Source organism: Salmonella sp. HY31 (assembly GCF_042604575.1).
Lineage (GTDB): Bacteria > Pseudomonadota > Gammaproteobacteria > Enterobacterales > Enterobacteriaceae > Salmonella > Salmonella diarizonae.
In genome coordinates, this window is record NZ_CP170479.1 from 4,629,554 (window position 1) to 4,643,078 (window position 13,525).

At 55.2% G+C, this 13,525-nt stretch carries 12 protein-coding genes and 1 pseudogene; 10 read left to right on the plus strand and 3 right to left on the minus strand.

Translation table 11 applies throughout. The features are described from left to right. Window positions 1–47 precede the first annotated feature (47 nt). The 3 genes from rhaD (at window position 48) to rhaM (ending at window position 2,438) form a co-directional block, all read left to right on the plus strand. Window positions 48–875, plus strand: a complete 828-nt coding sequence (gene rhaD, locus ACE15A_RS22150) for a rhamnulose-1-phosphate aldolase (RefSeq protein ID WP_053509976.1) — start codon at window positions 48–50, stop codon at window positions 873–875. A gap of 103 nt (window positions 876–978) precedes the next feature. Further along, window positions 979–2,127 carry a lactaldehyde reductase gene (gene fucO / locus ACE15A_RS22155; protein ID WP_053509974.1) on the plus strand — a complete coding sequence of 383 codons (1,149 nt, stop codon included), beginning with the start codon at window positions 979–981 and terminating at the stop codon, window positions 2,125–2,127. Further along, window positions 2,124–2,438, plus strand: a complete 315-nt coding sequence (rhaM, locus tag ACE15A_RS22160) for an L-rhamnose mutarotase (RefSeq protein WP_053509972.1) — start codon at window positions 2,124–2,126, stop codon at window positions 2,436–2,438. Before fucO ends, rhaM begins: the two co-directional genes overlap by 4 nt. 88 nt (window positions 2,439–2,526) lie before the next feature. Here rhaM and ACE15A_RS22165 read toward each other — a convergent pair whose 3' ends face one another. Next, entirely contained in the window at window positions 2,527–3,075 is a 549-nt protein-coding gene (locus tag ACE15A_RS22165; protein ID WP_001517951.1) for a helix-turn-helix domain-containing protein, read from the minus strand. Window positions 3,076–3,175: 100 nt separating this feature from the next. On the opposite strand from ACE15A_RS22165, the gene ACE15A_RS22170 reads away from it, so the two are divergent. The 6 genes and pseudogenes from ACE15A_RS22170 to ACE15A_RS22195 all read left to right on the plus strand — a co-directional run bounded on the left by ACE15A_RS22170 (window position 3,176) and on the right by ACE15A_RS22195 (window position 9,048). Further along, window positions 3,176–3,832 carry an AzlC family ABC transporter permease gene (locus tag ACE15A_RS22170; protein ID WP_129382514.1) on the plus strand — a complete coding sequence of 219 codons (657 nt, stop codon included), beginning with the start codon at window positions 3,176–3,178 and terminating at the stop codon, window positions 3,830–3,832. After that, a complete protein-coding gene (locus tag ACE15A_RS22175) occupies window positions 3,832–4,155 on the plus strand; it encodes an AzlD domain-containing protein (protein WP_053509968.1) in 324 nt (107 codons plus the stop codon). The genes ACE15A_RS22170 and ACE15A_RS22175 overlap by 1 nt, the downstream gene beginning before the upstream one ends. Window positions 4,156–4,340: 185 nt before the next feature. Further along, on the plus strand, window positions 4,341–4,787 hold the full coding sequence (locus ACE15A_RS22180) for a PTS fructose transporter subunit IIA (protein ID WP_023249123.1): 447 nt from the start codon (window positions 4,341–4,343) through the stop codon (window positions 4,785–4,787). A gap of 10 nt (window positions 4,788–4,797) precedes the next feature. After that, window positions 4,798–6,243, plus strand: a pseudogene (locus ACE15A_RS22185) (PTS fructose-like transporter subunit IIBC). Next, the gene (locus ACE15A_RS22190; RefSeq protein WP_053509964.1) at window positions 6,233–7,303 is read left to right on the plus strand and encodes an aminopeptidase; all 1,071 of its coding nucleotides are present in this window, start codon (window positions 6,233–6,235) and stop codon (window positions 7,301–7,303) included. The pseudogene ACE15A_RS22185 and the gene ACE15A_RS22190 overlap by 11 nt, the downstream one beginning before the upstream one ends. Further along, window positions 7,303–9,048, plus strand: a complete 1,746-nt coding sequence (locus ACE15A_RS22195) for a putative frv operon regulatory protein (protein ID WP_053509962.1) — start codon at window positions 7,303–7,305, stop codon at window positions 9,046–9,048. The genes ACE15A_RS22190 and ACE15A_RS22195 overlap by 1 nt, the downstream gene beginning before the upstream one ends. Before the next feature lie 47 nt (window positions 9,049–9,095). Here ACE15A_RS22195 and ACE15A_RS22200 read toward each other — a convergent pair whose 3' ends face one another. Both ACE15A_RS22200 and fdhD read right to left on the minus strand, forming a co-directional pair. After that, on the minus strand, window positions 9,096–9,308 hold the full coding sequence (locus ACE15A_RS22200; RefSeq protein ID WP_053509960.1) for a YdgH/BhsA/McbA-like domain containing protein: 213 nt from the start codon (window positions 9,306–9,308) through the stop codon (window positions 9,096–9,098). 128 nt (window positions 9,309–9,436) lie between these two features. Then, window positions 9,437–10,273 (minus strand): formate dehydrogenase accessory sulfurtransferase FdhD, encoded by an 837-nt coding sequence (gene fdhD, locus ACE15A_RS22205; protein ID WP_023249118.1) that lies wholly within the window; start codon window positions 10,271–10,273, stop codon window positions 9,437–9,439. Window positions 10,274–10,467: 194 nt separating this feature from the next. Between fdhD and fdnG the strand changes: the two genes are divergently transcribed. Next, on the plus strand, window positions 10,468–13,518 hold the full coding sequence (gene fdnG / locus ACE15A_RS22210) for a formate dehydrogenase-N subunit alpha (protein ID WP_077918494.1): 3,051 nt from the start codon (window positions 10,468–10,470) through the stop codon (window positions 13,516–13,518). The last annotated feature ends 7 nt before the right edge of the window (window positions 13,519–13,525 follow it).

A 13,525-nucleotide genomic window follows, 5' to 3' on the forward strand; every position in this document is an offset into this window, starting at 1 on the left:
CCTACATGACATCCGAGAGGTTTCGGATAATCAACAGGAACACGAACATGCAAAATATTACCGATTCCTGGTTTGTCCAGGGCATGATTAAAGCCACGTCTGATGCGTGGCTAAAAGGGTGGGACGAACGTAATGGCGGTAACCTGACGCTACGTGTGGATGAAGCCGATATCGCGCCTTTTGCGGCTAATTTCCACGAAAAACCACGCTATATCGCGCTAAATCAACCAATGCCGCTGCTGGCGAATACACCGTTTGTCGTTACCGGCTCCGGCAAATTTTTCCGCAACGTTCAGCTCGATCCGGCAGCCAATTTAGGCGTGGTTAAAATTGACAGCAACGGCGCAGGCTACCACATTCTGTGGGGCTTAACCCATGACGCCGTACCCACCTCTGAACTCCCGGCGCATTTCCTCTCCCACTGCGAACGCATCAAAGCCACCCACGGCAAAGACCGCGTCATTATGCATTGCCATGCGACTAACCTGATCGCCCTCACCTACGTGCTGGAAAACAACACTGCGCTGATTACCCGCAAACTGTGGGAAGGCAGCACCGAATGCCTGGTGGTATTCCCGGACGGTGTCGGCATTCTGCCGTGGATAGTGCCAGGCACCGATGAAATCGGCCAGGCCACCGCGCAAGAAATGCAGAAACATTCGCTGGTACTGTGGCCGTTCCACGGCGTGTTCGGAAGCGGACCTACGCTGGATGAAACCTTCGGTTTGATCGATACCGCAGAGAAATCCGCTGAGGTATTAGTCAAAATCTATTCGATGGGCGGTATGAAACAGACGATCGCGCGTGACGAGCTGGCGGCGCTCGCTAAACGCTTTGGCGTAACCCCGCTGGCCAGCGCCATAGCGCTGTATTGATATCCCAGAGCCGGATGGCGGCTGTTGCCTTATCCGGCCTACATTCCAGCGTAGCGCCATCGGGCGACAACGCAACAGGGATCTATTTTCAAGGAGAATGTTTATGAGCTTTATGTTGGCATTGCCGAAAATCAGCCTGCACGGTGCAGGGGCCATTGGCGATATGGTCAATCTGGTCGCCAATAAGCAATGGGGCAAAGCGCTGATCGTCACCGACGGTCAACTGGTCAAACTTGGCCTGTTAGACAGCCTGTTTAGCGCACTGGATGCGCATAACATGCCTTACCATCTGTTCGATGACGTCTTCCCGAATCCAACGGAAGCGTTGGTGCAAAAAGGGTTTGCGGCCTGGCAGGACGCGAACTGCGACTACATTATCGCCTTCGGCGGCGGCAGCCCAATCGATACCGCAAAAGCAGTGAAAATACTTACCGCCAACCCTGGTCCTTCCATCGCCTACTCCGGCGTCGGCAAAGTGAAAAACGCTGGCGTACCGCTGGTAGCGATTAATACCACGGCAGGCACCGCGGCGGAAATGACCAGCAATGCGGTTATCATCGACTCCGGGCGTCAGGTAAAAGAAGTCATTATCGATCCGAACATCATCCCGGATATCGCGGTGGATGACGCCAGCGTCATGCTGGAGATCCCCGCTTCTGTGACCGCCGCGACCGGGATGGATGCGCTCACCCACGCGGTGGAAGCCTATGTTTCTGTCGGCGCGCATCCGCTTACCGACGCCAATGCGCTGGAGGCGATTCGCCTGATTAGCCAGTGGCTGCCGAAAGCGGTTGATGACGGTCATAATCTCGACGCGCGCGAGCAGATGGCATTCGGCCAGTACCTGGCGGGTATGGCGTTCAACAGCGCCGGTTTGGGGCTGGTTCACGCGCTGGCGCACCAGCCGGGCGCAACCCACAACCTGCCGCACGGCGTCTGCAACGCTATCCTGCTGCCAATTGTCGAGAACTTTAACCGTCCGAACGCCATCGCGCGTTTTGCCCGCCTCGCACAGGCGATGGGCGTGGATACGCGTGGTATGTCTGACGAAGCCGCAAGCCAGGAAGCGATTAACGCTATCCGCACGCTGAGCAAACGCGTCGGCATTCCAGAAGGTTTCAACAAGCTGGGCGTCACCAAAGAAGATATCGAAGGCTGGCTGGATAAAGCCCTCGCCGACCCGTGCGCGCCGTGTAACCCGCGCGCCGCCAGCCGCGATGAAGTTCGCGAGCTGTACCTGGAGGCGTTATGATTCGCAAAGCCTTTGTGATGCAGGTAAATGCCGACGCGCACGAGGAGTATCAGCGTCGTCATAACCCAATCTGGCCGGAGCTGGAAGCCGTATTAAAATCTCACGGCGCGCATCACTACGCGATTTATCTCGATCAGGAGCGCAATCTGCTGTTCGCTACCGTTGAGATTGAATCCGAAGCGCGCTGGAACGCCGTCGCCAGTACCGATGTTTGCCAGCGCTGGTGGCGACATATGCGCGATGTGATGCCCGCGAATCCGGATAACAGCCCGGTCAGCACAGAGCTGAAAGAGGTGTTCTATCTGCAGTAAGTCGCGTGCCCGGTGGCGCAAGCTTACCGGGCCTACGGTTTTATTTTTTGTAGGCCGGATAAGGCGGTTACGCCGCCATCCGGCAATTTCAATTCTGCTCTGCTACCAGGATAGCCTGAGTATCCGGTTCCAGCGCTTTAAAGATATGCGCCTGGTCGCCGGGATAACAAATGTAATCCCCCTCCGCCAGCTCTTCCGGTGCTTCGGTTAAACCGACGAGGGCTTTTCCCTGCGTAACAATAATATGTTCCACCGACCCTGGCGGATGCGGGTGAGAGATCCGGTCGGCCCCCGGCTGCGTCAACAGCAGATAGATATCACGCCGGGCGCCGGGCGGACACGCCGCCAGTAATATCGCCTGATAATGCGCCTGTTCCGCCACCACTTTGGTGCCTTCCCCGCGGCGAATCACCTGCGTTTTTTGTACCTGCGGCTCCAGCAGCCTGGCAAAGGGAATATCGAGCGCGACGCACAGCGACCATAGCGTCTCCAGGCTGGGGTTGCCGTTCCCCGCTTCCAGTTGTGAAAGCGTAGATTTAGCAATGCCTGCGCGCCGCGCAATCTCCGCCAGCGACAGCCCGGTTCGCTGGCGCTCGCGCACCAGGCTTCTGGCGATAACGCTAATAGGTTGTGTCATAAAGCATCCAATGTTCACTATAACGAACGAAACGTTCGTCTTGTAAAGCGAATCTGTTCCGTTCATTATAATGAAAATTCGTTCGATATGACTAAAGAAGATGAAACACTATTTTTCCTGTCTCAAGGGAGACACGATAAAAGCGATATTTTTAGTGTGCCTGGCCGTGGGCGTCGTCGGCATATCCTATGGCTCGCTGGCGATGGCCTACGGTTTCCCGATGTGGGTGCCGTTTGTACTCTCTATTTTTGTGCTGGCAGGCGCGTCCGAATTTATGTTTATCGGCATTGTCGCCAGCGGCGGCAATCCGCTGGCGGCGGCGGCAGGATTGTTGGTGAATGCCCGCCATGTGCCGTTTGGCGTAACGGTGCGCGATTTGGTTGGCACCCGCGCCGCCAGCTTTTTCGGCTGCCATATCATGAATGATGAGAGCGTGGTGTTCGGCCTGTCGCAAAAAACGCCGGAACAGCGTAAAGCGGCTTACTGGCTGTGCGGGTTAGGCGTCGCCATTTTATGGCCGACAGGGACACTACTCGGCACACTGGTCGGCAAATTGCTGCCCGCGCCGGAGACCATTGGTCTGGATGCCGTATTCCCGGCGATCTTACTGGCGCTGGTGATCCCGGCGTTTAAAAATCGCACCACATTGATTCGTGGTTGTAGCGGTGCCGCGCTGTCGCTTGCCGCCGTTCCCTTTGTGGCTGCCGGATTGCCGGTGTTGCTTTCGCTGCTTGGCCTACTGGCGAGGAAAAAATAATGGGCAATATGACGCTATTTATCATCGGTATTGCTCTTTTATCCGCGGGAACCTATTCGATGCGCCTCGGCGGCGCGAAACTTGGCAGCCGTCTGGCGCTGTCTGAGCGTTCACAGGCACTACTCTCGGATGCGGCAACGGTGCTGTTATTCTCTGTCGCGCTGGCCACAACCTTTTACGAAGGCGAACATTTTGCCGGAATGGCGCGCGTATTGGGCGTCTCCTTCGCCGTATTTTTAGCCTGGCGTAAAATGCCGCTGATTGTGGTGATTATCGCCGCCGCGGTAGTGACGGCACTGCTGCGGCTGGCAGGATTACATTGAACCCATCGTAACCCTGACATGGAAAAATTCATCAGGGTTATACAATGCCGTATAGTGTGTGACACTCCGCAAAATTGAGAAGTAACTCAACGGCATATTGTCACTCCCTCCCGACATATTACCGCTCATCTCTTGACCGTCTCCTCGTTAAAATCAGATTAAACAGATTTTAACGGAGCCCCATCATGACCGCCCTTACAACGAACTGCATCGATCTCAATATTCAGGGCAACAGCGCTTATTCCATTCTCAAACAACTGGCAGAGATGGCGTTCCAGAACGGCTATACCACCGATTGCCATCAGTTCCTGCAAACTCTGCTACTGCGGGAAAAGTTGCATTCCACGGGGTTCGGCTCAGGCATCGCCGTACCGCATGGTAAAAGCGCCTGCGTGAAGCATCCCTTTGTTTTGTTTGCGCGCAAATCTAAAAACGTGGACTGGAAGGCCAGCGACGGCGAGGGCGTGAACTGCTGGATCTGCCTCGGCGTGCCGCAGGCCGGCGAAGACGATCAGGTCAAAATTATCGGCACCCTGTGCCGCAAAATCATCCACCAGGATTTTATCAACCAGTTAAAGCAAGGGAATACCGACCAGGTACTTTCTTTGTTAAATCAAACTCTAACCTCATAAGGAAGCGACAATGGAGTCATCCTTACGTTTAGTGGCGATCACCAACTGCCCGGCGGGAATCGCCCACACCTATATGGTGGCGGAGGCGCTGGAGCAAAAAGCGCGTTCGCTAGGCCATACCATTAAAGTGGAGACCCAGGGTTCAAGCGGCGTTGAAAACCACCTCACCCAGGAGGAGATCGCCGCCGCCGATTATGTGATTCTGGCAATCGGGCGTGGCTTAAGCGCTGAAGACCGCTCGCGCTTCGCCGGGAAAAAGGTCTATGAGATTGCGATTTCCCAGGCGTTAAAAAATATCGAGCAGATTTTTAACGAGTTACCGACACATTCGCAGCTTTTCGCCGTCGATAACGGCGTCAAGTTGGGTAAGCAGGATGTGCAGCAGGGTAGCGTGATGAGCCATCTGATGGCGGGCGTTTCCGCCGCGCTGCCGTTCGTGATTGGCGGCGGGATACTAATCGCTATCGCCAATATGCTGGTGCAGTTCGGTTTACCGTACACCGATATGTCGAAAGGCGAACCGTCGTTTACCTGGGTGGTCGAATCCATCGGCTACCTGGGCTTCACCTTTATGATCCCGATTATGGGGGCCTATATCGCGTGATCCATCGCCGATAAACCGGCGTTCGCTCCGGCGTTTCTGGTCTGCTATCTGGCCAACGATAAAGGGCTGCTGGGCACCCAGTCCGGCGCGGGTTTTCTCGGCGCAGTGGTGCTGGGGCTGGCGATCGGCTACTTTGTACTGTGGTTTCGCAAAGTCCGTCTCGGTAAAGCGCTTCAGCCGCTGCTCGGCTCGATGCTTATCCCGTTCGTCACGCTACTGCTGTTCGGCGTGCTGACGTATTACGTCATCGGCCCGGTGATGTCCGACGTGATGGGCGGTCTGCTGCACTTCCTGAACACCATTCCACCGACGATGAAAATGGGCGCGGCCTTCCTCGTTGGCGCGATGCTGGCGTTTGATATGGGCGGGCCAATCAACAAAACCGCCTGGTTCTTCTGCTTCTCGCTACTGGAAAAACATATCTACGACTGGTACGCCATTGTCGGCGTGGTGGCGCTGATGCCGCCCGTCGCGGCGGGTATCGCTACGTATCTTGCGCCGAAGCTGTTTACCCAGCAGGAGAAAGCCGCCGCCAGCAGCGCAATTGTGGTAGGCGCTACCGTCGCCACCGAACCCGCGATCCCTTATGCGCTGGCCGCACCGCTGCCGATGATTACCGCCAATACGCTCTCCGGCGGCATTGCCGGCATGCTGGTTATCGCCTTCGGAATCAAACGCCTGGCGCCAGGTTTAGGTATCTTTGACCCGCTGATTGGTCTGATGTCACCGGTAGGGGCATTTTATCTGGTGCTGGCGATTGGTCTGACGCTGAACATTTCGTTAATTATCCTTTTGAAAGGATTGTGGCTCAGGCGTAAAGCCGCGCAGCAGGAGCTTGCCCATGAACATTGATTTACTTCAGCAGCTATGCGAAGCCAGCGCCGTCAGCGGCGATGAACAGGAAGTTCGCTCGATTTTGATCAATACGCTGGACCCCTGCGTGGATGAAATCACCTTTGACGGCCTCGGCAGCTTTGTCGCCCGCAAAGGCAACCGCGGGCCGAAAGTGGCGATTGTCGGCCATATGGATGAAGTCGGCTTTATGGTGACACATATCGACGATAGCGGTTTTTTGCGCTTCACCACGATAGGCGGCTGGTGGAATCAGTCGATGCTCAATCATCGTGTCACGATTCGCACCCACAAAGGATTGAAAATTCCCGGTATTATCGGCTCCGTTGCGCCGCACGCTTTAACGGAAAAGCAGAAACAACAGCCGCTCTCGTTTGATGAGATGTTTATTGATATTGGCGCGAGCAGCCGTGAAGAGGTGGAAAAACGCGGCATCGCCATCGGCGATTTTATCAGCCCGGAGGCGAATTTCGCCTGTTGGGGCGAGGACAGGATTGTCGGCAAAGCGCTGGATAACCGCGTCGGCTGCGCCCTGATGGCGGAGCTTTTACAGGCGGTAGATAACCCTGAAATTACGCTTTACGGCGTCGGCTGCGTGGAAGAAGAGGTTGGGCTGCGCGGAGCGCAAACCTCGGCGGAGCATATCAAGCCCGACGTGGTGATCGTGATGGATACGGCGGTTGCAGGCGACGTGCCCGGCATCGATAGCATCAAATATCCGCTGAAGCTGGGCGCCGGACCGGGGCTAATGCTGTTTGATAAACGCTATTTCCCCAATCAACGGCTGGTCGCCGCGTTAAAAGAGCGCGCGCAAAGCAGCCAGGCGCTTCTGCAGTTCTGCACCATGAAAACCGGGGCGACAGACGGCGGACGCTACAACGTGATGGGCGGCGGTCGTCCGGTGGCGGCGCTGTGCCTGCCGACCCGCTATCTGCACGCCAACAGCGGCATGATTTCGGCGACGGATTACGACGCGCTGTTCACTCTGGTCCGCGAACTACTGGCCTCGCTGACGGCGGATAAGGTCAGTGCCTTCAGCGATTTTCGTCAGGTGAGATAATGTTAAACGAACGCCAGTTAACCCTTGTCGAGCTCCTTGAACAGCAGCGATGGTCGTTGAGCGAACTGGCGCGACACACTGGCGTTTCGAGCCGCACCATTCTGCGCGATATTGATTACCTGAACTTCACGCTCAGCGATAAAGCGCGTATTCAGCCTGGCGGTAATGCGGGTTATCAACTGGACATTGTGGACAGACGTCGCTTTTTCCAGTTGCTGCAACGGCATGATAATGACGATCGGTTGCTGGCATTCCTGTTATTGCAGGCCTTTTCCACCCGCGCCCAGCTCGCGTCGGCGCTCAATTTACCGGAGACGTGGGTGACGGACAGATTGCCGCGCCTGAAACAGCGTTATGAACGCGCATTCTGCATGGCCAGCCGTCCGGGCGTTGGGCATTTCATCGATGAACCGGAGGAAAAGCGCATTATTCTGCTGGCGAATCTGCTGAAAAAAGATCCGCTGCTGATTCCCTTACCGGGCATTACGCGAACAGTTATTGAACAGTTGCAGCAGGCATGTGAAGAGGTGGATGATTTTCCCCTCGTGCCTGGCGAGTATCTCGCCAGCCTGACGCTGGCGGTTTACGCCCTGCGCAATCAGCTCACTACCGCATGGCCGGAATGTCGGCATACGTCACTGAAAAAGGCGGTGGCGCAGGGAGGGATCGACATGGGCGAGAACGCGTTCGGAACGCTTATCGGCCTTCTGGAAACACAGCAACAGCAGGCAATGACCCTCTCCGCTGACGCCGTATGTTCTCTACTGCAACGCGTCCCCGGTGCCGCCTCGTTGAACATTATTGATACCCAACTCATTGATAACATTACCGGTCATCTGCTCAGATGCGTATCCGCGCCCATATGGTTACCGGAGCATCGTCAGAGCAGTATGAATAACCTGAAGTCCGCGTGGCCCGCCGCGTTCGACATGAGCCTGTGCTTTATCGCCCAGTTGCGTGAGCAGGTAGAGATTCCGCTGTTCGATAGCGATCTGATCGGCCTCTATTTTGCCTGCGCCCTGGAGCGACATCAGAATGAGCGGCGTCCTATCGTTTTGTTATCCGATCAAAATGCGATTGCTACCATTAATCAGCAGGCCATTGAACGGGATGTGCTGAATTGTCGGGTCATGATTGCGCGAACGCCCGGCGAGGTGAAGGCGATAAGTCAGGAGATTGTTCCGGTCCTTATCATCAATAACAGCCACTATTTGCTCGATGAGGGGCAAAAGAATGTACTGTCGTTCAGGAATATCATTACCGCCTCCGCTACCGAGCAGATCAAAAACTTTCTTGCCACGGCCTTTATTCGCCAACAGCCTGAACGCTTCTTTTCTAAGGCAGGAAGTTTTCATTACCCGAATATCCCAGGGGAAGACTGGAATACCATCACCAGGCAAATTTGTGACCGGTTAGTGAGCCAGGCCCACATCACCGAGGATGACGCGCTGCGAATCTGCGCCAGGGAAAACGAAGGCGAGAACCTGATTATCAATCACCTCGCCATCCCCCACTGCTGGAGCGAACGGGAATCACGTTTCCGCGGATTTTTTATCACCCTGGCGCACCCTGTGCAAGTTAATAATGAGCCCGTTGACCGCGTGCTGCTCGCCTGCGCTGCCGCTGCTGCGCGTCACGAGCTGAAAATCTTCAGTTATCTGGCGAGCGTTATATGCCGCCATCCGGCCGACACGGTTCGCAGATTAGACGGCTATGAAGCATTTATTGCGCTGTTAAATCAGTGAGAGCAACAAAACGCCTCAAGAGCGCTCTTTCGACGGTATAGCGATTGTTATTTCAGCAGTTTAGCGGTCATATGTACGCGGTTGCCGGTATATGCCTGGGTAATTTTATAAGCGCTTGCGCCTGCTTGTTCAGGCTGAGCGGCAATCTTCGCTTCGGTGTTTTCCAGCGTCGTACCGGTTGCGGTCACAGACTGGGCAGCAAATGCGCCGAAAGAGGTAGCAAGGGCGATAACTGCGACAAAATTTTTGATTGTTTTCATGATGTAAATCCTTCCGGTTTGTTGTTTGGTTAAGGTGCGGTGCCTTGATAAGATAAATAATAGGCTGATAACTAAACAACTAAAAGCGGAAGGGTTTGCCATTCTATTTCAAATTAATTGAATATAAATTATACATCGATCAATCGCTGCGGATGGGTATAAACCGTCGCCCGGCCCGGCTTACAGAACCCCACCAGAGTAAGATTACACCGTTCAGCGACGTCAACCGCGAGCGTTGTCGCGGCCGACACGGCAAACAGGATCTCCACGCCGCACATCGCCGACTTCTGTACCATTTCATAACTGGCGCGACTGGAAACCAGCACCGCGCCCTGGTGCCAGCATTCACCTTCAACGGCGCGACGGCCTAAAAGTTTATCAAGCGCGACATGACGCCCGACATCCTCATGGCCGCCAGCCAGATCGCCAAATGACGTCACCCATGCAGCAGCATGAGTACAACCGGTCAGCTTACCCGTCGGTTGAAAATCATTCAGATGCTTTAACGCGCGATCAAGGTTAGCGAGATTGAAGGTTTGGGTAAACGGTAGCGGCTGCACTGGCTTACCGATGTCATTGAGCTGTTCAACGCCACACACGCCGCAGCCAGTGCGACCCGCCAGCGCGCGGCGGCGTTCTTTCAGCCCCATAAAGCGGCGGCTGGAAAGTTCTATCTGCACTTCGAGTCCGTTACAGGACGGCACAATGTCCATGCCAAAAACGTCACGCGGGCTGTCAATGATCCCTTCCGACAGAGAAAACCCCATTGCAAAATGCGTCAGATCTTTCGGAGAAGCCATCATAACGACATGCGAAATGCCGTTATACACCAGCGCAACAGGCACTTCCTCGGCAACATCATCAAGTTGGGGGTGCTGCAAATCCTCGCGTTTCCAGAGAGTCAACTGGCGTGAGGTTGTGAAATTAGTCACATTTAGGACTTCTTCAGACAGTATATTGTTCACTTTCTTTTAACCATATAAGAACACACACACCAACATTATGGTATTCTGTCACAACTCCTCCCGGATGGAGGAAAATTTACCCAATTCTGAACTTTTGCGGGCCCGCCCGCAAAGAAAAATAACAACCACTCCCTGAGCGTTTCGGATAGAGAAATGTGAAAGAGAAGTGACAATGTCGAAACAAGGAGCAAACCATGCAGGTCAGCAGAAGGCAGTTCTTTAAGATCTGCGCTGGCGGTATGGCAGGCACCACGGCAGCGGCACTGGGCTTCGCGCCCGGCGTAGCGCTAGCGGAAACACGGCAATATAAACTGCTGCGCACCCGCGAAACCCGTAACACCTGCACCTACTGTTCCGTTGGCTGCGGGCTGTTGATGTACAGCCTCGGCGACGGTGCGAAAAACGCCAAAGCATCTATTTTCCATATCGAAGGGGACCCGGATCATCCGGTAAACCGTGGCGCGCTGTGCCCGAAAGGGGCCGGTCTGGTGGATTTCATCCACTCTGAAAGTCGCCTGAAATTCCCGGAATACCGCGCGCCTGGTTCAGATAAGTGGCAACAGATCAGCTGGGAAGAAGCGTTTGACCGCATCGCTAAACTGATGAAGGAAGATCGCGACGCCAACTACCAGGCGCAGAACGCCGAAGGCGTTACCGTTAACCGCTGGCTCACTACCGGGATGCTGTGCGCTTCCGCATCCAGTAACGAGACGGGTTATTTAACGCAAAAATTCTCCCGCGCGCTGGGTATGCTCGCGGTCGACAACCAGGCGCGTGTCTGACACGGACCAACGGTAGCAAGTCTTGCTCCAACATTTGGTCGCGGTGCGATGACCAACCACTGGGTCGACATCAAGAACGCCAACCTCGTCGTGGTGATGGGCGGTAACGCTGCGGAAGCTCACCCGGTCGGGTTCCGCTGGGCGATGGAAGCTAAAATTCACAACGGCGCGAAGCTGATTGTGGTCGATCCGCGCTTCACGCGTACCGCGTCGGTGGCCGATTTCTATGCGCCAATACGCTCGGGTACTGACATTGCCTTCTTGTCAGGCGTGATGCTGTATCTGCTGACCAACGAAAAATACAATCGTGAATACACCGAGGCCTATACCAATGCCAGCCTGATCGTGCGTGAAGATTTTGGCTTCGATGATGGTCTGTTCACCGGCTATGACGCAGACAAGCGGCAGTACGATAAAACCAGTTGGCACTATGAGCTGGACGAAAACGGCTTTGCCAAACGCGATACGACACTGCAACACCCGCGCTGTGTCTGGAATCTGTTGAAACAGCATGTCTCTCGTTACACGCCGGACGTGGTAGAAAATATCTGCGGTACGCCGAAAGCGGACTTCCTGAAAGTGTGCGAGTACATTGCGGAAACCAGCGCAAAAGATAAAACCGCGTCGTTCCTGTACGCGCTGGGCTGGACGCAGCACTCCATCGGCGCGCAGAACATCCGTACCATGGCGATGATCCAGCTTCTGCTCGGTAACATGGGGATGGCGGGCGGCGGCGTTAATGCCCTGCGCGGTCACTCCAACATTCAGGGGCTGACCGACTTAGGACTGCTGTCGCAAAGTCTGCCGGGCTACCTGACGCTGCCGAGCGAAAAACAGACCGATTTGCAAACCTATCTGGCTGCCAATACGCCGAAACCATTGCTGAAGGATCAGGTCAACTACTGGGGCAACTACCCGAAATTCTTCGTCTCGATGATGAAGGCCTTCTTTGGTGATAAAGCGACAGCGGAAAATAGCTGGGGCTTCGACTGGCTGCCGAAGTGGGACAAAGGGTATGATGTGCTGCAGTACTTCGAGATGATGAAACAGGGCAAGGTCAACGGTTATATCTGCCAGGGCTTTAACCCGGTGGCCTCATTCCCGAACAAAAACAAAGTGGTCGCGTCGCTTTCCAAACTGAAGTACCTGGTGACTATCGATCCGCTCAACACCGAAACGTCCACCTTCTGGCAAAACCACGGTGAGTCGAACGACGTTGATCCCGCGAAAATCCAGACCGAAGTGTTCCGTCTGCCTTCCACCTGCTTTGCCGAGGAAAATGGTTCCATCGTTAACTCCGGTCGCTGGTTACAGTGGCACTGGAAGGGCGCGGACGCCCCGGGGATTGCCATGACCGATGGCGAAATCCTCGCCGGTATCTTCTTACGCCTGCGTAAGATGTACTCTGAACAGGGCGGCGCCAACCCGGAACAGGTGCTGAATATGACCTGGAACTACACCAAACCATATGAACCCGCCTCTGAAGAAGTGGCGATGGAAAGTAACGGTAAAGCGCTAGCCGATCTTATCGACCCGGCAACCGGCGCGGTGGTGGTGAAGAAAGGCCAACAGCTCAGTTCGTTCGCGCAACTGCGCGATGACGGTACGACTTCCAGCGGCTGCTGGATTTTCGCCGGTAGCTGGACGCCGGAAGGCAACATGATGGCGCGTCGTGATAATGCCGACCCGTCTGGTCTCGGCAACACTCTGGGCTGGGCATGGGCATGGCCGCTTAACCGCCGCATCCTCTATAACCGCGCCTCCGCAGATCCGCAGGGCAATCCGTGGGACCCGAAACGTCAGCTCCTGAAATGGGAAGGCGGAAAATGGGCCGGATGGGATATTCCGGACTACAGCGCCGCCGCGCCGGGCAGCGACGTCGGGCCATTTATCATGCAACCAGAAGGGATGGGCCGCCTGTTTGCCATCGATAAGATGGCGGAAGGGCCGTTCCCGGAACACTACGAACCGTTTGAAACGCCGCTGGGCACTAACCCGCTGCACCCGAACGTTATCTCTAACCCTGCCGCCCGTATCTTTAAAGACGATGCCGACGCGCTGGGTAAAGCGGATAAATTCCCGTATGTCGGAACCACTTACCGTCTGACCGAGCACTTCCACTACTGGACCAAGCACGCGTTGCTTAATGCTATCGCCCAGCCGGAACAGTTTGTGGAAATTGGCGAGAAGCTGGCGAATAAGCTCGGCATCGCGCATGGCGATACCGTGAAGGTCTCCTCGAACCGCGGCTATATCAAAGCCAAAGCAGTAGTGACCAAGCGTATTCGCACGCTGAAAGCGGACGGCAAGGATATTGATACCATCGGTATTCCTATTCACTGGGGCTATGAAGGCGTGGCGAAAAAAGGCTTTATCGCCAATACGTTAACGCCTTTCGTCGGCGATGCGAACACGCAGACGCCGGAGTTTAAATCCTTCCTTGTGAATGTGGAAAAGGTGTAACGGAGAC